The sequence below is a fragment of the Caballeronia sp. AZ7_KS35 genome (genome assembly GCF_023631045.1).
Classification (GTDB): Bacteria; Pseudomonadota; Gammaproteobacteria; order Burkholderiales; family Burkholderiaceae; genus Caballeronia; species Caballeronia zhejiangensis.
In genome coordinates, this window is the sequence record NZ_JALQDV010000048.1 from 226,456 (window position 1) to 245,780 (window position 19,325).

Below are 19,325 nucleotides of genomic sequence, written 5' to 3' on the forward strand. Positions count from 1 at the left end.
CAACCTGAAGGGACTAAATTGCAGACGAACACAATCAATCTGGCGGACCGCGTCGCTGTCGTGACGGGCGGCGCCCAAGGCATCGGTCTCGAAGTCGGCCGCCGGCTGCTCGAGTCCGGTGCGCGACTCGTGGTCTGGGACGTGAATCCTGCTGGCATCGAGCAGGCCCGTACTCAACTGCGCCGGCACGACGTTCACTTCGAGCGCGTCGACATTGCCGATTACGCGAGCGTGCAAGCGGCTGTCGCGGCGACGCTGGAATCGATGGGACGTATCGATATCCTTGTCAACAACGCGGCGATCGTCGGCCCGAATGCGCCTCTGATCGACTATCCGATCGATATCTGGAAGCAGGTCATGGAGATCGACGTCAACGGCACGTTCCATTGCTGCCGTGCGGTGGTCCCGGAAATGGTCCGTCAGAACTACGGCCGTATCGTCAATCTCGCTTCGGTCGCCGGCAAGGAAGGCAATCCGAATGCGGCGGCCTACAGCTCGGCGAAGGCCGCGGTCATCGCAATGACGAAGTCGCTGGGAAAGGAGCTGGCACGTCACGACATCGCGGTCAATTGCGTGACACCGGCCGTTGCGCGCACGCCCGGCGCGATGGAGCAGGCGCCCGAGCATATCGAATACATGCTGGGCAAGATTCCGCGCGGCCGTTTCCTCGAACTGAATGAAGCCGCGGCGATGATCGCGTGGCTCGTCAGCGAAGAAAATTCCTTCACCACCGGAGCGGTTTTCGATCTGTCCGGCGGTCGCGCCACCTACTGAAGCGAGCATACATATGAAGCTGTTGCGCTACGGTTCACCGGGCGAAGAGAAGCCGGGCCTTCTCGATGCCGATGGACATATCCGTGACCTGTCGAACCATGTTGCCGATATCGCCGGCGACGCTCTGCTGCCGGATAGCCTCGCACGCCTGAAAGCGCTGGACATTGCGTCGTTGCCGCGCGTGGAAGGCAATCCGCGTCTGGGCCCCTGCGTGGGCGGCACGCGCAAGTTCATCTGCATCGGCCTGAATTATTCCGACCACGCAGCGGAAACCGGCGCCACGGTGCCGCCGGAGCCGATCATCTTCATGAAGGCCACGAGTGCGATCGTCGGTCCGAACGACTCGATCGAGATTCCGCGCGACTCGCTCAAGACCGACTGGGAAGTCGAGTTGGGCGTGGTCATCGGCACGACGGCCAAGTATGTCGGCGAGGCCGATGCGATGAACCATGTCGCGGGCTATTGCGTCATCAACGATGTGTCCGAGCGCGCGTTTCAGGCGGAGCGTCAGGGCCAATGGACCAAGGGCAAGTCGGCGGATACGTTCGGTCCGACCGGGCCCTGGCTCGTCACCGCGGACGAAATTCCCGACCCGCAGACGCTGCCGATGTGGCTGGAAGTCAACGGACATCGCTATCAGAACGGCAGTACGGTCACCATGGTGTATGGCGTGCGATATCTGGTTTCATACCTGTCGCAGTTCATGTCATTGCAGCCGGGCGACATTATTTCCACGGGCACGCCGCCCGGAGTCGGCCTGGGGCAGAAGCCTCCGGTCTATCTGAAAGCGGGCGATATCGTGACGCTGGGCATCGAGGGCCTCGGGCAGCAGCGCCAGAACGTCGTGCAGGGTTGAACGCTTCGCGGCACGGTCGCGCGAGAAATATTCGACGGAGACAAACTATCGTGACAGCGCTTTGGCGTCAGGTTTCCATTGCATTGGCAATCTTCGCTGCCGTCTCGACTGCATCGGCCGCGAGCGGCGCGCCTGTGCCGGAGAAGCCGAAGCTGCATCTGGCGGCGGCGGGCGTCGGCTTTCCTTACCTGCCGTTCGTCATTGCGGACAGCCGGGGCTACTTCAAACGGGCCGGGCTGGATGTCGAAATCGGCGTGTTCAGCGGAGGCGCCAAGGCTCTGCAGGCGATGATGGGCGGAAGTGCCGACATCGTGGCAGGCGCCTACTCCAATACGATAACCATGGCCGCCAAGGGGCAGAAGCTGGTCTCGTTCGTGACGCTGGCCTCGTGCCCCGGATGGGTGTTCGGTGCGACGCGCGCGAGCCACGACAAGGTCAAGACTTATGCGGACCTGAAAGGCATGCGTATCGGCGTGAGTTCGCCCGGATCGAGCTTTCATATGGGCGTGAACTATCTGCTGAGCAAGTCCGGCTTGAAGCCCGGCGACGTGTCGATCATCGGCGTGGGTTCATCTGCCGGAGCGATCGCTGCGGCGCGCAGCGGTCAGATCGACGCGTTGATGAGCAACGACCCGGTCGCCACCGTTCTGCAGGGCAGCGGCGATCTGTTTCCGTTGGCCGTGATGCGAGACCCGGCCGGCACGCGCGCGACACTGGGCGGCGACTATCCGGAAGCGGCCATGTACACGACGAGAGATTTTCTCGTCAAGTATCCGAATACCGTGCAAGCGGTGACGAATGCGATCGTCGAGGCCGAGCGCTGGATGGCGCACGCAACGCCCGAACAGGTCGCCGCCGCCGTGCCGCAGCAATATGCGCTGGCCGAAAAGGATGTCTTCGCTCGTGCGTACGCCAACATGCGAAGCTGCATTTCGCGCGACGGCCTGATGACGGACGCCGCCGCGCATACCGTACACGATGTCCTGACCGCATTCGATCCCGAAATCGGCAAAGCATCGATCGATCTGAAGGCCACATACGACAACCGTTTCGTCGAGAATGCGGACAAGCGTTGAACCGAGGAGACCAGACATGGAGAGCGACATCCGCATCCTGGCGGAGGGCCTGATGTTCCCCGAGGGACCGGTGGCGATGGCCGACGGCTCGGTCGTGCTGGTCGAAATCGAGCGCGAGACGATCAGCCGCGTATCCGTCGACGGCAGCGTGAGCGTCGTCGCGGAAACAGGCGGAGGGCCGAACGGTCTCGCTGTGGGTCCGGACGGCGCTTTCTACATCTGCAACAACGGGGGATTCCTGTTCCGTACCGTTGCCGGGCTCAATCGCACTCGGCCGGGTATCCATCCAGGCTATACGAGTGGGCGGATCGAACGGTTCGACCCGCGCACGGGCACGCTGACGACGCTCTACGACCGCTGCGGCGATCATCCGCTGTGCGGGCCGAACGACATCGTGTTCGACCACGAAGGCGGTTTTTACTTCACTGATTTCGGCAAGAACCGGCTGCGCGATCGCGATCACGCGGGTCTTTATTACGCGCGAGCCGACGGGTCGATGATCGTCGAAGTCGCGTATCCGCTTACTACCGCGAACGGCGTCGGTCTGTCGCCCGACGATCGCGTGGTCTACGTCGCCGAAACAGAAACGGCGCGCTTATGGGCGTTCGACCTCGAGGAACCCGGCCGGGCGCGCAAGCATCCCTATCCATCGCCGCACGGCGGACGTCTCGTGTGCGGGCTTCCGGGCTACCAGCGATTCGACAGCCTGGCCGTGGACGCGGCAGGAAACATTTGCGTAGCGACGCTCGTCACCGGTTGCATCACCGTCGTCGCGCCGACCGGCGAGGTGGTTCGGCAAGTCATGGTGCCCGACGGCATGGTGACGAACATCTGCTTCGGAGGCGCCGACATGAAGACAGCGTATGTCACGATGTCCGGCACCGGGCGTCTGGGTGTGCTGTCGTGGCCGGACCCCGGATTGAGGCTAGCTTATTCGTGATTGCCGGGCTGCTGCTGCGCGCTTGCGAGCAGGTGTTTGAGGAAGAGCTGGACGGGTGCGGGAAGAGACTCCGCCTCACGCACGCAGATTTTCCAGTGCCGCTCGGCCCACGGTTCGTCCAGCAGGACAGCAACCAGCGGCGCCGAGCTGACGTAGCGCTCGGCGTGATGCTCGGGCACGAGTCCCACGCCAAGGCGCGCTTCGACCATGCTGCGCACCGGCTCGAAGCCATTGACCCGGATAGACAGCTTGAGCGGATGGTCGAGGTCTGCCGCCGCGCGCAACACCAGCGAATTCAGATAGCTTCCTTCCTGAGGCCCCACGAGCGGATATCGCGCCACCTCGCGAAACTTGAGACGGCCGGCACGGCCCAGCGGATGATCGGGCGGCATGATGACCACGAGGCGGTCGCTTCGGTACGGATAGACCTGCAGGCCGGCAGTTACCGTGGTGCCGCCGAACACGCCGATATCGGCAGTGTTTTCGGAAACGGCGCGCACGACAGCAGGGCTCAGGCTCTCCTGAAGGTCGATGCGCAAAGCTGGATGGAGATCCAGGAAATCGCGGATATCCTTGGCGATGTACTGGACGATGGTGGAGAGGCTGGCGTGTAGCCGGATCTGACCGCGAACGCCTTCCGCGTGGTCGAGCAATTCGCTTTCCATCTGCTGGATGTCGCGCAGCAGCGTCCGTGCGTGTTGCAGCAGTGCTGCCGCCGCGACGGTCAATTCCAGCCCCTTGTTGCTACGCACGAACAACGCCGTCTTGAGGATGTCTTCGAGCTGCGACATGCGCTTGCTGAGCGCCGAAGCCGCGATGTTCTCGAATTCCGCAGCCCGCGCGATGCTCCCGTGTTCGCAGACGGCGACGAAAAGCTTCAGCGATTGGAGGTCGAAGCGCAAGTGAATCTCCGGGGACGCGATCGCTCGCGCCGCGACGTTTTCATGACGCGAGAATAGCCATGGAGCCGGCAGGAAGTCAATCGAGCGCAGCCGTCAGGGTGTCTGCAACCCGCCGTCCATCAAGCGCGTCTGCGTCCATAGCGTGACGTTACGCTCGCACGGATACTTCGCCGCTTCACGCTCATCGAGATCGACGCCCAAGCCCGGCTTTTCGTTGGCATGAACGAAGCCGTTGCGAAACTGAGGAAGTCCCGGGAACACATCGAGCAGTGCCTCACGCGGACCTTTCAGTTCCTGAATCACGAAGTTCGGCGGCTCGGTGCCCGACCATTCCTGCACGCCGAAATTACGCGATGCAAGGTCGATATGAATGTTCGCTGCGTGCGCGAGCGGCGACATGTCGCCCGGACCATGCCAGGCTGTCCGCACGCCGAATTGCTCGGCGAAGATCTGCAGTTTTCGCGCCGCGGTGATGCCGCCGATCTGACTCAGATGCACGCGAATGAAGTCGATCAACCGCTCCGTAATCAGAAAGCGCCATTCATACGGATTGTTGAATAGCTCGCCTTGCGCCAGCGGCGTCGTGGTTTTCTCGCGCAGCTGGCGCATCCATTCGCCTTCTTCGAGCGCGATCGCATCTTCGAGAAAGAACAACTCGAAAGGCTCGAGCTCGCGCGCGAAGCGAATCGCCTCCACCGGCTTCAGACGCTCATGCACGTCGTGGCACAACGCGACATCGAAGCCGATCTTGCTGCGGATGCCATCGAACAGCTTGAGCGTGTCGCGAATGTACTTGCGGCTGTCGAGGTAAATGCCGTCCGCAGCGCCTTCCGGCGCATTCGATGGCGCGCGGCCGAAGGCCCCGCCGCCGTATCCGCCGCTTTGACAGCGAACATGCGTGATGCCCTGCTCGCGATATCGCTGAATGTTGTCGCAGAGTTCGTTGAGATCGCGGCCATCCGCATGACGATAGATCGGCACGCCTTCGCGCACCTTGCCGCCGAACAACTGATACAGCGGCATGTTCGCCTGCTTGCCCTTGATGTCCCACAACGCCATATCGATGCCCGAGATCGCGTTGTTTTCGATCGGTCCATTGCGCCAGTACGCGTTCTGATGCATCAATTGCCAGAGCTCTTCGATCGCCTCGGCATCGCGCCCGATCAGCAAGGGCCGCAAGTAATCTTCGATCAGGCACTTGACCGCGAGATGCCGGTACGCGAAGGTCGCGCAGCCGAGCCCATACAAGCCGGGCTGATTCGTCTCGACCCTGACGACGATGAGATTGATGCCTTCAGGCGCGGTCAGGATGACCTTGACGTCGGTGATGAGCGTTGCCATGAGTTATTTCACGAGAAGCGAAGTCACGGAATCGGACTTGCTGCCCGTGCCTCCCTTGGGTGTCGAGCGCTGGCCGGTCTGCGCGGGCACCAGCATCATGAGGACGACCGACGCGAGCAGCGCCGCGGCCATGAACACATACGATGCGGAAGGACTGCCCGTCGCACCGTTCAGATAGCCGACGAGCCACGCGCCGAGGAAGGCGCCGAGCGCACCGCACGCGTTGATGAGACCGATCGCGCCGCCGAGCACATTGCTCGGAATCAGCTCGGGGACGAGCGCGAAGAACGGTCCGTAAGGCGCGTACATCGTGGCGCCCGCGATCACGAGCAACGTGAACGACAGCCAGAAATTCGACGTGCCGACGAGATACGAACCCACGAACGCGACCGTGCCGATCAACAATAACGGCCACACGAAGAGCTTTCGATTGCGCGTTTTATCGGACAGATACGATGCGAGCAGCATCAAAACGATGGCCGCGAGATACGGCACGGCGGAGAGCCAGCCGACCGAGACGATATCGATCGTTTTCGACGCCGACTTCAGAATCGACGGCAGCCACATGATGAAGCCGTATACGCCGATACTCCACAACGCGTGAATGGCGCAGCACTTGAGCACGATGGACGAACGGAACGCCGCCTTGTAGTCCCGCACCGGCGCGATATGCGCCTGCTCGGACTTGAGGATGGCATCGAGATCGGCTTTCTCCTTGTCGCTCATCCAAGGAGCATCGGCGGGACGATCCTTTACCGTGAACCACCACACGATGGCCCACAGAATCGCGGGCACGCCTTCGATCACGAACATTTCGCGCCAGCCGAAGTTGCGAATGAGATAGCCCGACACGATCGACATCCACAACACCGTGACCGGATTGCCGAGAATGAGGAACGTATTCGCGCGTGAGCGTTCCGTGCGCGTGAACCATCGGCTGATGTACATGAGCATGGACGGCATCACCGCCGCTTCGACGATGCCGAGGATGAAGCGCAGCGCCATCAACGTCGGAATGTTGCTCACCATGCCGGTCGCGGCGGCGCATAGGCCCCACAAGATGAGGCTCGCGAAGATCAGCTTCTTGACGCTGTTCTTCTGTGCGTAGATCGCGCCGGGCACTTGAAACAGGCAGTATCCGAGGAAGAACAGCGAGCCGATCAGCGACGAGGTCGCCGACGTGATGCCCAGATCCTTGTCGATGCCCGCGGCCGCCGCAAAGCCGTAGTTCGCGCGATCCAGATAAGCGAGGCTGTACGTGATGAAGATGATCGGCATGAGATGCCACCATCTTTGCGGTGCGACCGTTTTGATGTTGTCCATGATGTCTCCGATGTCAAAGTACGGCGAGCCAGCCGCCATCGACGTAAATGATTTGCCCGTTCACATAGCTCGATGCAGACGACGCGAGGTACACCGCCGTACCGACGAGCTCTTCGGGCTTGCCCCAGCGTTGCGACGGATTGCTGTTCTTGACCCACCGGTCGAAGTCCGCGTTATCCACGAGCGCCTGGTTCATGTCCGTCAGGATGTAGCCGGGGCCGATCGCGTTCGCCTGAATATCGAATGACGCCCATTCGGCGCTCATGGCGCGCGTGAGCATCTTGATGCCGCCTTTTGCGGCCGTGTAAGGCGCAACGGTCGCGCGCGCGCCTTCGCTCGTAAGCGAACCGATGTTGATGATCTTGCCGCCGCGCTTGCGCTCGATCATGCGACGCGCGGCTTCCTTCGCGACGATGAATGCGCTCGTCAGATTGGTATCGATCACGCGTTGCCAGTCGGCGAGCGCGAGCTCGATCATCGGCTTGCGGAACTGAATGCCCGCGTTATTCACGACGATATCCACTTCGATGCCCTCCGCATCGCACGCGGCGAACGCAGCGGCAACCGACGCTTCATCGGTGACGTCGAATGCGCGGCCGCGTGCGTCGAAGCCTTGTGCCTGCAGACGGCCGACAGCGGCATCGACGGTTTCGGCTTTCGTGCCGTTGACGATAACGCGCGCACCCGCCCTCGCCAGTCCTTCCACGAGCGCGTAGCCAATGCCGCGCGCCGAACCCGTGACGAGGGCCGTTCGGCCATTGAGATCGAACAACTTGTTCATGCGTGTTCCCTATGTGATGCGGTCGAAACGTCGACGCGAGCGCGTCCGCGCAGCCTCTTTGGCGAGGCTGCGTTCCTGGTTGCCAAACGATGATGTATTGCTATGAAGGCGTGTCGTTCACGGTGCGGGCAAGCGCCGCGCGATCGTCGAAGTCCTTTTCCGCTCGTTCGATCAGCGTGAGCACGGCTTGCTCCGCCGCATGTGCATCGCCTTGTTCGATCGCGATGCACAACGCTTCGTGCATCGGCAGCGAGCGGGCGGGGCCGCCCTCGATCTCCGAGCTCAACTCAAAGCTCGTGCGCAGAATTGCGGAGAGCGCGTTTTGCATCTGCTGAACAAACTGGTTGTGGCATGCCGTGAGAATCGCACCGTGGAACGCGAGGTCCGCCGGCACGTATTCGCCTTGTCCTGCAACGGCGCGCTCCATCGCCTCGAATGCGCGACGCAACGCGATGCGGTCCTCGGGCGTCGCGCGCTTCGCCGCGAGCTTCGCGGCATTCGGCTCGATGATCGTGCGCAGTTCCATCAGGTCGCGGATGAGGTCGTCATCGACCACGCCCGAACGTGCGCGCCATGTGATGACGTCGGGATCGAACAACTGCCAGTGCGAGCGCGGCAACACGATCGTGCCGTGACGGCGCCGCACCTGCAGCATGCCTTTCGCGGACAGCGACTTCATCGTCTCGCGAATCGTGATGCGGCTCACCTGCATGAGTTCGGCGAGTTCGCCTTCGGCCGGCAGGATGTCGCCCGGCGCGAATTTGCCCGCGCAGATCTGTTCGCCCATTTGATTGAGGACTTGCCTGTGCAAGGTCGGCATTCAGCTCCCTCTAGATCATACGTATGATTTGGAAGGTAGCAGACGATCTTTCATCGGAACAATCGGGGTTGACCCGGTGCAAGTGCATTGCCGGACGCGCGCATCAAACCTTGATATAGGTCGGCTCAACCATTCGGCGGGGCAGTCAACCTTTTGTACGGCTAGGCGGGCCGTTTCCGTTTCTTTAACGTTGAGTCATCGCTGTGCCGGTCCTCGGCACGCCGTCAGATCCAAGCAAGAGAAGGAAACATCATGACGCTCGACCTGCTTTCGCAAGCCGGGACGCCGCGCGCGCCCCTGATCGAACTCGAAGACCGATGGCGCAGCCCAAGCCCGCGCGTGCTGCAGCCCGCAGCGGATGCGCAGTCCGAGCGAATGGCAATGTCTCGCTGGCTGCATCACGGCGAAGCGCCGCTCGAAGCCGTCAACGAAGGCAGCGGCACGCATCATTGCGTCAGCCTGAATCTCCGGTGCGCGCAACTGATCTTTCGTCATGCGGGGCGCAAGCTGCTGCACGGGCGCGTGCCGGCCGGCGTGGTGCAAGTGACCGCACCCGCGACGCGCGTCTCGGCCGTGTTCGAATCCGCGATGGATGTGCTGCATCTCTTCGTGCCGCAGCGGGCATTGGCGGAATGCTACGAGGATCTGTTCCAGCGGCCGCATGCGGGCGACATCGTGCTCGACGATCCGAAGCTGATACGCGATCCCGCGCTCGAACGTCTGGGACAAGCGCTCGCCGTCTGCAAGACGGAAGGCGCGGCGCCTGGCAGAGTGTTCATCGACAGCGTCGCTTGTGCAATCGTGTCGCGGCTCGTCGCGCGTCATTTCTCGGCGCCGGCCGTGCGCGGACGCGAGCCTTCGGCGCTGCCGCAATGGCGCATCAACCGCGTATCGGAGTTCGTCGAATCGCATCTGGCCGACAACATCAGCCTGGCCGACATCGCCGCGAGCACCGGACTCACACGGATGCATTTCGCTGCGCAATTTCGGCGCGCCACCGGCATGCGCCCGCACGAATACCTGCTGCAAAAGCGCATCGATCACGCGCAGGCGCTTTTGCGCACCTCGAAGCACAGCATTCTCGATGTCGCGCTTTCCTGCGGATTCCGCTCGCAGGCGCACTTCACGACGGTCTTCAAGCGTCTGGTCGGCGCTACGCCGAAGCACTGGCAGACGACGCTCGACGCGGCATGAGCGCTTTCCGATCGAATGGCGCGACTTCAATGAAACGCCGCCCCAGGGCGGCGTTTTCGTGTCCATCAACGAAGATCGTTCACTCTCCCGCGTGCGCGCCGCCCGCGAGCTTGCCGCGGAAGATGTGATACTGATAAAGGTTGTAGCCGATCATCACCGGAAAGACGAGTCCGATGCCGATGAGCATGAACGCGAGCGTCGGCGAGTCGGAAGCGGCTCCGAGAACGCCCAGCTTGCCCGGAATGAAATCGGGGAACACGCTGATCGCCAGTCCCGCGAAAGACAGCACGAAGAGCGCTACCGATGCGCGGAACGGCCCGCGCGAACTGCCGAGATAGAGCGATGCCATGATGAACGCAAACGCGGCCACGGCGCCGAGTCCAAGCACGATCAGCAGATGCATGACGCCCGGTTGCGACCACCGCGCATGACCGATATCGCTCCTGAACCACGTCGCCAGCGTGAGCGGCGCGGCGGCGGCCACCGTGAACATCGCGCTCAGCAGGGACATCCTGCGCGCCCATTGCTCGACCATGCCCGAGGTCTTCCCGACGAGCCAGGTCGCGCCGAGCAGGCAGTAGCCCGCGACGACGCCCATCGCCGTGACGACGACGAACACGAGCGCCACCTTGCCGGGCGCGAGCCCCGTGATGACCTTGCCGAGCACGACGCCCTGCGAGAGCGCCGCGATCAGGCTGCCGATGCCGAACACCTTGTCCCAGAGCGGACCCTGATCCACGCTATGACGAAACTCGATTGCGGCGCCACGCATGATCAATCCCGCGATCAGCGCCATGACGGGCAAATAGAGATGCTCCATCAGCAGCGCATAGGCGGCGGGAAACGCGCCGAACAGTGCGCCGCCCAGCACGACGAGCCACGTTTCGTTGGCGTCCCATACATGACCGATCGACTGGACCATGACATCGCGGTCGGCGGACTGCCTGCGCAGCAGCGTGAGGATGCCGACGCCGAGATCGAAACCATCGGTGACGACATAGAAGACGAGCATCAGCCCGATCAGGCCGAACCATGTATCGGCGAGCATCGTATGAACGGCACTATCCATTTGCAGACTCCTGAGTTCAGTAACCGGTGACGGCGTTCGCTTTCGATCGAGCCGTTTCGCCGGCCATAGCGGCGGGCGGCATGATGTCCAGATCGGGGCCGGCGCGCAGCCAGCGTCTTGCGAGCACGAAGAACGTGAACAGCAGCACGGCGTAGAAGGCGAGGAACATCGCGATGCTGAGCGAGACCGAAGAGGCCGGAACCGACGAGACGGCATCGCGCGTGCGCTGCAAGCCGTACACGACCCACGGTTGCCGGCCGACTTCGCGCACGATCCAGCCCGCTTCCACCGCCACGTAGGGCAACGGAATGCAGAGCACCCACGCGAGCAACAGCTTGCGCCGGGCGAGCAGCGCATCGAGCTTTCCGCGCGTCTTGCGCAGCGCATACGCGGGCATCGGCGCAGCGCCCGAATCTTTTTTCTTGTGCAGCATAAACACGTCTCCTGTGAGTTGTCGACCGGATTGCCGAACGCCGTGACACGCCGCATCGCATGCGGTATGCGGCGGCGCGGATCGACTGATGAGTTGATTGAAACGGCGGCTTCAGATCCGATCGGCCGAATTAAGCCGTTCTTCGAGCGAACGCTTGATGCGCATGATGTTCGATATCCCGAACGACAGTTGATCGATCGGTTGTTGCTGTGCAACGAGATAGTCCGATGCAATCCGATAGGCCATCGCGCGTTCGCGGAGCAGCGCATCGAGCGCGGCGACAAGCGTCGATATCTCGCCCGACGTCACTTCGACTTGCAAGGATGGTTCTTCGACGGCTACTGTAGCCGCTGCATTCAGGACGGCGGATGCCGCGTGTCTTTTGGAGCTACGCATATCGGTTCGATTCCGCACAGTTCTTTTTAGACGTACCGACGGGTCCGTTCTACGGCTTCAACCGCCCTGATGCGACGGTCCACCAGGGCGTCATTCAGAACTGGTGGCGACAAGGCATGATGGGTAGTGCAAAGGCACATTACGAGGGCATCAAGGCCTTTTCCGAAACGGACCAGACAGAAGATCTTCGCGCCATCACCGTACCCACGCTCGTTTTGCACGGTGAGGACGACCAGATCGTGCCAATCGGTGATTCGGCGAAGAAGTCGATCGAGTTACTCGAGAACGGAACTTAAAGACATATCCCGGCTATTCGCATGGGATGTTGACCGTCAACGCGGACGTGTTAAACGCTGATCGGCTGGCTTTCGTGCAGGCCTAAGCCGATGCCCGTTTCGCAGCACAGTCGTGAAGCGGGCAGCCTTCCGAAGTCGGCCAGTTTCGGCCGCTCGCCAAAGTGACAGGGTGGCCAGTCGAACGGCCAGTTCACTCTGGAAGCTGCCAAATCCTCAATGCGCGGATAGAAACTCCGACGTGAGGCGCCTGGAGCGCCACTCGCGGTCTATGGCACATGGCGGGTGAGAAGGCACGGTACGCTCTTGCGGTGGACCAACCTGTTGACATGCTGGACCTGCCTAGCGGGCTGACTACGGTATGTCGCACCTCTAGCTATTGGCTCGCAGCGACTCCGGACTGCGGACGCGATTCCGTGGTCGGCTGCACAAGGCGCGCATGCAGGTGTGCGCGCATTCAGGACACTGAGCCATACGCAGGTCGGTCTCATCGCGATGGTGCCGCATCTGTTCACGACGATCGTCTTGGTCCTGCGGTCGCACAGTTCGGGTCGCCGTAACGAACGCCGTATGCATTCGGCGATTCCGCTCGCACCTTGCCGCCGCCGCGCTGCTCGGCACAGGTTTGAAGACGAACCCGTATGTATCGGTCACGATAATCATCCTGAGCCTCGCCGGACTCTATGCGTTCAAGTCGCCGTTGTGGGCATTGCCTACGCTGTTTCTCACGCGCTCGACCGCGGCCGTTTCCATCGCGATCATCAAATCGGTGAGCAATCTCAGTGGCTTCGTCGGTCCGTTCGCGAACCACGCAGGCTTTCGAGGCGGACGAACTGCTGGCGTGGCACGCCTGATTCAGGCCCGTCCGCACGAGCCGATTCGGTGATTTCGGAGTCGACTGCTACTTCGCACAGGCCGTCCTCTTCGCTTCGCTCAACGAGAGAGTTTCGAGCGGCGCAGGTCGCGGGCCTGCGCAGGGCGAACGTACCGCTGCCCTGAACGACAGCAACGGACTTCGTCGCGAGTTAGATCTTGTTCACGCCCTGGTAGCCCCGAGACATGTGGTCAATCGACCGGTTGGCGTAGACGACCGAATACTCGCGAGTCTCTCACGGTCGATATCGGAAAATAATCTCGGCACGCTCGCCTCTTTGGACGAGTAGATAAAGGGGGCGCATACCGGTCCTGACAAAAGTCTGGAATTGTCGTCGCGGCGGAAATGCACACTCAGCGCGTCCCATGAGTACCCGACAGCGTGAGAACACGTCGTGTGTGCGCGCGCGTCGATCCGTCCGGTGGGAGACATCTCGTATGCCCGTTTGCGGCATCCGATTCGAAGGTCCACCGGCGGATCGGTTCCTCTCTCCTGCGCGGCCGCATTAACCATTTGCTCAATCTTGACGCTGTTTTTTTCAACTTGGAGATGACATCCCGCTGGCAGAATTTGATCATCGCCGGAACACATCAAAGAAAAGCTCACAGGCGCGGCCGTCCCGACACCGCTTCACCGGCTCAGTGAGCAACATGACGGAGACACAGACAAATGAAATACCGGACCGCGCTATGCGTCTGCGCCGCACTTCTGAGCGCCTCTTCCGCATGGGCGCAAGACGAGGAAGAGGACGCACCGCCGCCGAAACCCGTCGGCGCCAGCTCGGTGACGATGTACGGCTTGATCGATCAGGGTGTCGAATTCGTCAACAACGTCGCCACTGGGAAGAACCAGACCGCGAACGGATGGCGTACAGGAGATGGCACCGCCACCTCTTACTTCGGCGTCCGGGGCAGCGAGGATTTGGGTGGCGGAGTCAAGGCGATTTTCGACCTGCAGGGCGGCTTCAGCCCGACGACCGGCGCATCGAGACAGGGTGGGCGCATCTTCGGCCGGCAGTCGTATGTGGGTCTCGACGGGAAATATGGCCGCCTGACATTCGGCCGCCAGTACACGATGCGCTTCTTCGGCATCTCGTTCATCAATCCGTTCGGAACCGGCGCGCAAGGTCTGACGACGCTCGACAACGGCATCGCCAATGCGCGCGCCGACAACGCCGTGAGTTATCGCTATTTTCTCGGCGACTTCGAAGGCGGCGTCAACTACAGCTTCGGCCGCGATGCCGTCAACGGCAACAGCAATGTCGCGACCAACTGTCCGGGGCAGACCTCTCCGTCGAATCAGTGCCGGGAGTATTCGGCGTTGCTCAAGTACGAAGGCCACGTCTGGGGCCTGGCGACGTCATACGAGCGCAACTATGGCGGCACCTCCGCGACGTGGGGCGGCCTGACCTCGCCCGATCTCACGGATAGCCGCTTCACGTTGGGCGGATACTTCATGATCGCGAAGGCGAAGTTTGGCGTGGGATGGATCAGGCGCGTGAACGAAGGTATCGCCACGCCGAGAAGCAATCTCGTATGGGTGACAGGGACGGTTCCGGTGACGCCGTTCTTCCATATCGACGGGATGCTGGCGCAACTCAAATACGAGCATTCGCCCAACAAGGCGGTGATCGAAGTGCTGCGCGGCGAATACCTCCTTTCCAAGCGCACGCTTCTGTATGTGACGGGCGAGCATATCAACAACTCAGGCACGCTGGCGCTTGCGGCGACCACGCTGTCTCCGGTGCCGACACCTCCCGCCGGTGGATCGCAGATATCCGTGATCGCGGGCATCCGGCATACGTTCTAAGACAGAAATCGGAGAAGCTTCGGTTTCTCCGTTGCGGTTTCGTCCAGTGGTTCAGGCAGCGGTTGTCGCGGCGGCCCTCGCGGCCGACATATCGGCCACTGCGCCAAACGCCTGTTTCCGCTTCAGGCTTCCCACGCCGATATCCATGTCCTGCAAGTACGCGACCTCGCGCTCGCTCAGCGAAAGATCCCGCGAATAGGGCCGCTGGGTCTGATTGAAGTCCCAGATCGCCTGCGCCGATGCAGCGTCGAAGCGCTTCTGGGCGCGCTTGCGTGCATCGAAAAAGGCGTCGTGCGATGCGGGCGACATCAGAAATTCGTAGAGCGCGCCGTAGGCCGCCATCACCGAAACCAATCCTTCGTGCTTGCCTGCAAGCGCATCATTCGATGCATAAGCCGTCTGGAACACGCAGCGCGGTAATGCCTGCCACAGGTTGCCTCCGTCGATGACATGCAGGCCTGCATCGTCGTTGAGATGCGAGATGCTGGAGCAGCAGGCATCGGCGGCGCCGCTTGCCACCGCATCGAAACATTGGTCGTTGCTGCCATGATCGATGAATTCGATCAGCGAAGCGTCGATGCCTTTTTCCGCCATCAGTTGCAGCATGAGCGTATGCAGCAGGCCGAGCTTCGGGCCGACCGCAACGGTCTTTCCGCGCAGATCGTCGAGCGTCGCCGGGCCTCCGGGTCTCGCGAAGAGCGTCAGCGCGCACTTCTTCATGCCGGCCCCGACGATCTTCACGGGCGCACCCTGTTCGATGCGCGTGAGTACGAGGTTGTAACCGGAGACCATGCACACGTCGGCGGCCCCGCGCGTGATGGCATCGAACGGTCCGCTCGTGCCCGGCACCTGGATGATCCGCGCATCGACGCCGTAAGTCTTGAAGTAACCGAGTTCATCCATCAAGGCGTTCAGCGTGGCGTTTTCCGGTCCCGGATTGCTGACGATGCGAATGTCAGTGGAAGCGGCCCTGGCGATAAAAGGCGCGGCGAGGCCGCCTGCCGCCAACCCCATTCCCATGGCGCCTGCCTTGCGCAGGAAGCGGCGGCGCGTCGAGTCGTACGTCATTGCGCTTGTCTCCGAACGCCGGTCGAACCGGCTGAGTTGAGTGAAGCCCTTTGCGAAATACCTGGAAATACACGCTTGCCAGCCTGCATTAGCGCGTGACGAGCGGCGCGCGCCATGCTACGGCATGCACGGTCGAATTGTGCCAACGCGTACGCCCCCGGTCGATTGAGTAAAATGTCCGACGACTTAACCATTCGCTCATACCGGAAGAGGAGTGTGACGTGTCGGCGGAAATCGACTGGTATCTGCAGATCAACCTCAAGGCGCGGCACCTGCGGCTGCTCGTGACGATCGATACGTACCGCAATCTGAGTCAGGTGGCAGAAGTCACGCACGTCACCTTGCCTGCGGTGTCGAAGTCGCTGGCGGAACTCGAACGCGGGCTCGGTCTCTCGCTTTTTACGCGTACCGGGCAGGGCCTCGTACCCACGCCCTACGGGGAATGTCTGACGCGCCACGCGCACGCCATGCTTCACGTTCTGCATCAGGCGCGCGACGAATTGAAGGCGCTGAGCGCGGGCACCGAGGGCAAGATTGAAATCGGCGTCCTGCCGGTGTCCGCGTCCATTCTGCTGACGCAGGCGCTGAAACTGCTCAAGGAGCGCTCGCCCGGCACCAATGCGAAGATCGTCGAAGGCTCCGCCGCGACGCTCCTGCCGGACCTGTGGCAAGGTCATCTCGATCTCGTGGTCGGCCGCCTGCCGCCTCCCGATACGCTCGGCAGCTTCGACGAAAAGGAACTGCTCGAGGAACCGGTCATGCTCGTGACCGGGCGGCATCACCCGCTTGCGCGGAAAAAGTCGCTGCAATGGACGGATTTGCGTCCGTATCCGTGGATCCTTCCGCCCATCGGTTCGATCCTGCGCGATCCGCTCGAACGCGCACTGGAAGTGCACGACGTGCCGCTGACGAACAACTACATCAAGACCGTGTCGCTGCACGTGATTCGCGCCCATTTGCAGGTCTCCGACTGCATCGCGGTAATGGCGGATTCCTCCGCGCGCAACGCCGCGCATCCCCAGCCGCTCCATACGCTGCCGCTGACCCTGCCGCGCCTCTTGCGGCCCGCCGGCGTGCTGTGGAACCGCGCGCGCACCCTCACGCCGAGCGCGCAACTCATGCTTTCCTGCCTCGAAGATACGGCGCGGCGTCTCTCGGAAGAAGCGCGCGCGGCCCGCTGAGTTCGCGCCCGGGCGCGACGCAGAGCGCGCGCGCACCTTAACCATTCACTCAACTCGACGGCTGTTTTTCTCAAACCACCGTATGAAACCCGCTGGCACAATTGACTCACGCTCACCTGATAACGAGCGGCGACTCGAACTGCCACCGGTCACGAAGCGTTTCCGGTAAAGGCTGCGGCGGTTCCGCGCATCTACACGGAGACAGCAAGATCATGAACTACAAGAGCGCGCTAGGCGCTTGTGCAGCCCTGTTCGGCTTCGCGGCGACCGCATTCGCGGCCCCGGCATCCCGTCAATCCGTGGAAGATTTCTATCGCGGCAAGGCGTTGACGCTCGTGGTCAGCGCGGACGCCGGCACGCCGACAGACATCATCGCGCGTCAGTTCTCCCGCTTCTTCGTGAAGTACGTTCCGGGACATCCCAAGGCCATCGTGATGAACGTGGTGGGCGCGGGCGGCATGGTCGCGGCGGCCTCGCTGCAATCGCGGCAGCAAAGCGACGGCACCGTGATCGGATTCCTGCAGCGTAACAATCTCTACATTCCGCTGCTCGACGAACGGCAGAACCGCTTCGATCCGCGCAAGGTGCGATGGCTCGGCAGCCTCAACAAGGTCGAATACTGCCTGGTATCCATGACGCGATCCGGCGTGACCACCGCCGACGATCTCAGCAAGAAGAAGATGTATGTCGGCGCGACCGGCTTCGCCAACGAGGATCGCACGCTGCCGGCGCTGCTCGACGAATACCTGGGCGCGAAGATGAGCATCGTGCCCGGCTATACGGGCCGCGGCGAAGTGTATCTCGCCATGCAGCGGGGTGAGGTCGATGGCTGGGCGTCCACCATCGACGGTCTGCAACAGGGCGAACCGGTGCGGCTGCTCAAGACCGGCAAGATGAAGGTGCTGCTGCATCTGGGCTGGACCAGTCCCGCGGCGTTCGCCAATGTGCCGAACCTGTCTTCCTACATCACGCGGCCCGACGTGAAGGCGCTGTTCAATCTCTTCATTCTGCCGTTTCAGGCGGGCCGTCCCATCGCCGTGCCGAAGGACGTACCGCAAGACCGTCTCGACGCGCTGCGCGAAGCGTTTGCGCAGACCATCGCCGATCCGGATTTCATCGACGCCATGAAGCAGGCGGGTTATCCGATCGATCCGATCAAGGGCGACACGGTGGAGCAGATCGTCGCCCGGCTGTATGCGACGCCCGAAGCGCAACTCGAAGATGCCCGCAAGCTCATCTTCAGCGCACACTGACCACGGCCCGAAGGCACATCAACATCAAACGGACCATTCACATGACGCCCGAAATCATCGACATTCATCCGCATATCATTTCGACCGATACGGAACGCTATCCGATCGCGCCTCAGCACGGGCACCGCTCCACGTGGTCGGCGACGCGTCCCGTCACCTTCGAGCAACTGAACGCCGAGATGGATGAAGCCGGCGTGTCGAAAGCCGCGATTGTGCATTCGTCGACGACCTACGGCAGCAACAATTCGTATGTCGCCGACAGCGTGGCGCGGTATCCGGACCGCTTCACGGGCGTCTATTCCTTCGACGTGATGGCCCCCGACGCGCTGACGGCCTTCGACTACTGGCTCGCGCGCGGTATGGGCGGCATCCGGCTTTTCACCGGCGGCGCCACGCATCAAGGCGACGGAAGCTGGCTCGTCAATCCCGCGACGTTCCCGGTCTGGCAACGCTGCGCCGAACTCGGCATGACGATGGCCGTCCAGACCACGCCCGACGGTTTGTCGATGGTGGCGGAACTGGCCGAGCGCTTTCCCAACGTGAAGATCGTGCTCGATCACTGCGGCCGCCCGAATCTGGAACAAGGCCCGCCATATGCGAACTGCGCCGCGCTGTTCTGGCTCGCGAAATACGACAACGTCTACATGAAGATCACGCCGCGCACGTTCGATCTCGCGCAGGCGGCGCCCGGCGGCGCGGAACCGTTCTTCGCGAAGCTCGTGGAAGTGTTCGGCGCGGATCATCTGGCGTTCGGCTCGAATTATCCGGCTTCGGCAGGACCGCTGAAAACGCTCGTAGAGCAAGGCAATGCGTGCTTCGCGGCGCTGAGCGACGAGGAACGCGCATGGGTATGGGGAGGGACCGCAAAGAAGCTCTATCCGATGCTGGCCGGCTGAGCATCGCACCTGCGCTTGGCTGCGACATCAATACAGGTGAGCCGAC

The 19,325-nt window shown here is 62.1% G+C and carries 18 protein-coding genes and 2 pseudogenes; 11 read left to right on the top strand and 9 right to left on the bottom strand.

All coding sequences use genetic code 11. The annotated features are described in order from the left end of the window. Positions 1-18: 18 nt before the first annotated feature. The 4 genes from NCT05_RS30590 to NCT05_RS30605 are packed head-to-tail and all read left to right on the top strand — an operon-like array spanning position 19 to position 3,646. The gene (locus NCT05_RS30590; protein ID WP_008346617.1) at positions 19-774 is read left to right on the top strand and encodes an SDR family NAD(P)-dependent oxidoreductase; all 756 of its coding nucleotides are present in this window, start codon (positions 19-21) and stop codon (positions 772-774) included. A 13-nt stretch (positions 775-787) separates the two neighbouring features. After that, positions 788-1,630 (top strand): fumarylacetoacetate hydrolase family protein, encoded by an 843-nt coding sequence (locus tag NCT05_RS30595; RefSeq protein WP_008346620.1) that lies wholly within the window; start codon positions 788-790, stop codon positions 1,628-1,630. A gap of 50 nt (positions 1,631-1,680) precedes the next feature. Next, a complete protein-coding gene (locus NCT05_RS30600) occupies positions 1,681-2,706 on the top strand; it encodes an ABC transporter substrate-binding protein (RefSeq protein ID WP_502801807.1) in 1,026 nt (341 codons plus the stop codon). Positions 2,707-2,722: 16 nt separating this feature from the next. After that, positions 2,723-3,646: an SMP-30/gluconolactonase/LRE family protein gene (locus NCT05_RS30605; RefSeq protein ID WP_250503914.1), complete on the top strand. Its 924-nt coding sequence runs from the start codon at positions 2,723-2,725 to the stop codon at positions 3,644-3,646. On the opposite strand, the gene NCT05_RS30610 is transcribed toward NCT05_RS30605, so the two are convergent. The 5 genes from NCT05_RS30610 to NCT05_RS30630 form a co-directional block, all read right to left on the bottom strand. Beyond that, positions 3,637-4,548 (bottom strand): LysR family transcriptional regulator, encoded by a 912-nt coding sequence (locus NCT05_RS30610; RefSeq protein WP_008346626.1) that lies wholly within the window; start codon positions 4,546-4,548, stop codon positions 3,637-3,639. The genes NCT05_RS30605 and NCT05_RS30610 overlap by 10 nt on opposite strands. Positions 4,549-4,641: 93 nt before the next feature. Beyond that, positions 4,642-5,889, bottom strand: a complete 1,248-nt coding sequence (locus tag NCT05_RS30615; RefSeq protein ID WP_175980142.1) for an enolase C-terminal domain-like protein — start codon at positions 5,887-5,889, stop codon at positions 4,642-4,644. A 3-nt stretch (positions 5,890-5,892) separates the two neighbouring features. Next, positions 5,893-7,212 carry an MFS transporter gene (locus NCT05_RS30620; RefSeq protein ID WP_250503915.1) on the bottom strand — a complete coding sequence of 440 codons (1,320 nt, stop codon included), beginning with the start codon at positions 7,210-7,212 and terminating at the stop codon, positions 5,893-5,895. Between the two features lie 13 nt (positions 7,213-7,225). Continuing rightward, the gene (locus NCT05_RS30625) at positions 7,226-7,993 is read right to left on the bottom strand and encodes an SDR family oxidoreductase (RefSeq protein WP_250503916.1); all 768 of its coding nucleotides are present in this window, start codon (positions 7,991-7,993) and stop codon (positions 7,226-7,228) included. Between the two features lie 100 nt (positions 7,994-8,093). Beyond that, a complete protein-coding gene (locus NCT05_RS30630; RefSeq protein ID WP_250503917.1) occupies positions 8,094-8,813 on the bottom strand; it encodes a FadR/GntR family transcriptional regulator in 720 nt (239 codons plus the stop codon). A gap of 252 nt (positions 8,814-9,065) precedes the next feature. Between NCT05_RS30630 and NCT05_RS30635 the strand changes: the two genes are divergently transcribed. After that, a complete protein-coding gene (locus NCT05_RS30635; RefSeq protein WP_175980139.1) occupies positions 9,066-10,007 on the top strand; it encodes a helix-turn-helix transcriptional regulator in 942 nt (313 codons plus the stop codon). A gap of 79 nt (positions 10,008-10,086) precedes the next feature. Here the strand turns inward: NCT05_RS30635 and NCT05_RS30640 are convergent, their stop codons facing one another. The 3 genes and pseudogenes from NCT05_RS30640 to NCT05_RS30650 form a co-directional block, all read right to left on the bottom strand. Beyond that, entirely contained in the window at positions 10,087-11,076 is a 990-nt protein-coding gene (locus tag NCT05_RS30640; protein ID WP_250503918.1) for a cytochrome d ubiquinol oxidase subunit II, read from the bottom strand. 16 nt (positions 11,077-11,092) lie between these two features. Continuing rightward, a pseudogene (locus NCT05_RS30645) lies at positions 11,093-11,467 on the bottom strand (cytochrome ubiquinol oxidase subunit I); the annotation flags it as partial. Positions 11,468-11,620: 153 nt separating this feature from the next. After that, positions 11,621-11,830: a hypothetical protein gene (locus NCT05_RS30650; RefSeq protein ID WP_250437672.1), complete on the bottom strand. Its 210-nt coding sequence runs from the start codon at positions 11,828-11,830 to the stop codon at positions 11,621-11,623. A gap of 89 nt (positions 11,831-11,919) precedes the next feature. Between NCT05_RS30650 and NCT05_RS30655 the strand changes: the two are divergent. The 3 genes and pseudogenes from NCT05_RS30655 to NCT05_RS30665 all read left to right on the top strand — a co-directional run. Further along, positions 11,920-12,287 (top strand): annotated as a pseudogene (locus tag NCT05_RS30655) (alpha/beta fold hydrolase); the annotation flags it as partial. 536 nt (positions 12,288-12,823) lie between these two features. After that, entirely contained in the window at positions 12,824-13,084 is a 261-nt protein-coding gene (locus tag NCT05_RS37055; protein WP_309806213.1) for a hypothetical protein, read from the top strand. 657 nt (positions 13,085-13,741) lie between these two features. Continuing rightward, entirely contained in the window at positions 13,742-14,881 is a 1,140-nt protein-coding gene (locus NCT05_RS30665; RefSeq protein WP_250437673.1) for a porin, read from the top strand. A gap of 51 nt (positions 14,882-14,932) precedes the next feature. Here NCT05_RS30665 and NCT05_RS30670 read toward each other — a convergent pair whose 3' ends face one another. Beyond that, the gene (locus NCT05_RS30670; RefSeq protein ID WP_250456996.1) at positions 14,933-15,949 is read right to left on the bottom strand and encodes an ABC transporter substrate-binding protein; all 1,017 of its coding nucleotides are present in this window, start codon (positions 15,947-15,949) and stop codon (positions 14,933-14,935) included. 221 nt (positions 15,950-16,170) lie between these two features. Between NCT05_RS30670 and NCT05_RS30675 the strand changes: the two genes are divergently transcribed. The 3 genes from NCT05_RS30675 to NCT05_RS30685 all read left to right on the top strand — a co-directional run bounded on the left by NCT05_RS30675 (position 16,171) and on the right by NCT05_RS30685 (position 19,279). Next, the gene (locus tag NCT05_RS30675) at positions 16,171-17,130 is read left to right on the top strand and encodes a LysR substrate-binding domain-containing protein (RefSeq protein WP_250503919.1); all 960 of its coding nucleotides are present in this window, start codon (positions 16,171-16,173) and stop codon (positions 17,128-17,130) included. A 212-nt stretch (positions 17,131-17,342) separates the two neighbouring features. Next, positions 17,343-18,383 (top strand): Bug family tripartite tricarboxylate transporter substrate binding protein, encoded by a 1,041-nt coding sequence (locus NCT05_RS30680; protein WP_250437676.1) that lies wholly within the window; start codon positions 17,343-17,345, stop codon positions 18,381-18,383. 41 nt (positions 18,384-18,424) lie between these two features. Then, the gene (locus tag NCT05_RS30685; RefSeq protein WP_250437677.1) at positions 18,425-19,279 is read left to right on the top strand and encodes an amidohydrolase family protein; all 855 of its coding nucleotides are present in this window, start codon (positions 18,425-18,427) and stop codon (positions 19,277-19,279) included. Positions 19,280-19,325: the final 46 nt, after the last annotated feature.

Bases quoted from the DNA above. Each gene is read 5' to 3' on its own strand.
- NCT05_RS30635 (WP_175980139.1), top strand. From the start codon at position 9,066: ATGACGCTCGACCTGCTTTCGCAAGCCGGGACGCCGCGCGCGCCCCTG.
- NCT05_RS30605 (WP_250503914.1), top strand. From the start codon at position 2,723: ATGGAGAGCGACATCCGCATCCTGGCGGAGGGCCTGATGTTCCCCGAG.
- NCT05_RS30665 (WP_250437673.1), top strand. From the start codon at position 13,742: ATGAAATACCGGACCGCGCTATGCGTCTGCGCCGCACTTCTGAGCGCC.
- NCT05_RS30625 (WP_250503916.1), bottom strand. From the start codon at position 7,993: ATGAACAAGTTGTTCGATCTCAATGGCCGAACGGCCCTCGTCACGGGT.
- NCT05_RS30595 (WP_008346620.1), top strand. From the start codon at position 788: ATGAAGCTGTTGCGCTACGGTTCACCGGGCGAAGAGAAGCCGGGCCTT.
- NCT05_RS30670 (WP_250456996.1), bottom strand. From the start codon at position 15,949: ATGACGTACGACTCGACGCGCCGCCGCTTCCTGCGCAAGGCAGGCGCC.
- NCT05_RS30640 (WP_250503918.1), bottom strand. From the start codon at position 11,076: ATGGATAGTGCCGTTCATACGATGCTCGCCGATACATGGTTCGGCCTG.
- NCT05_RS30680 (WP_250437676.1), top strand. From the start codon at position 17,343: ATGAACTACAAGAGCGCGCTAGGCGCTTGTGCAGCCCTGTTCGGCTTC.
- NCT05_RS30685 (WP_250437677.1), top strand. From the start codon at position 18,425: ATGACGCCCGAAATCATCGACATTCATCCGCATATCATTTCGACCGAT.
- NCT05_RS30620 (WP_250503915.1), bottom strand. From the start codon at position 7,212: ATGGACAACATCAAAACGGTCGCACCGCAAAGATGGTGGCATCTCATG.
- NCT05_RS30615 (WP_175980142.1), bottom strand. From the start codon at position 5,889: ATGGCAACGCTCATCACCGACGTCAAGGTCATCCTGACCGCGCCTGAA.
- NCT05_RS30630 (WP_250503917.1), bottom strand. From the start codon at position 8,813: ATGCCGACCTTGCACAGGCAAGTCCTCAATCAAATGGGCGAACAGATC.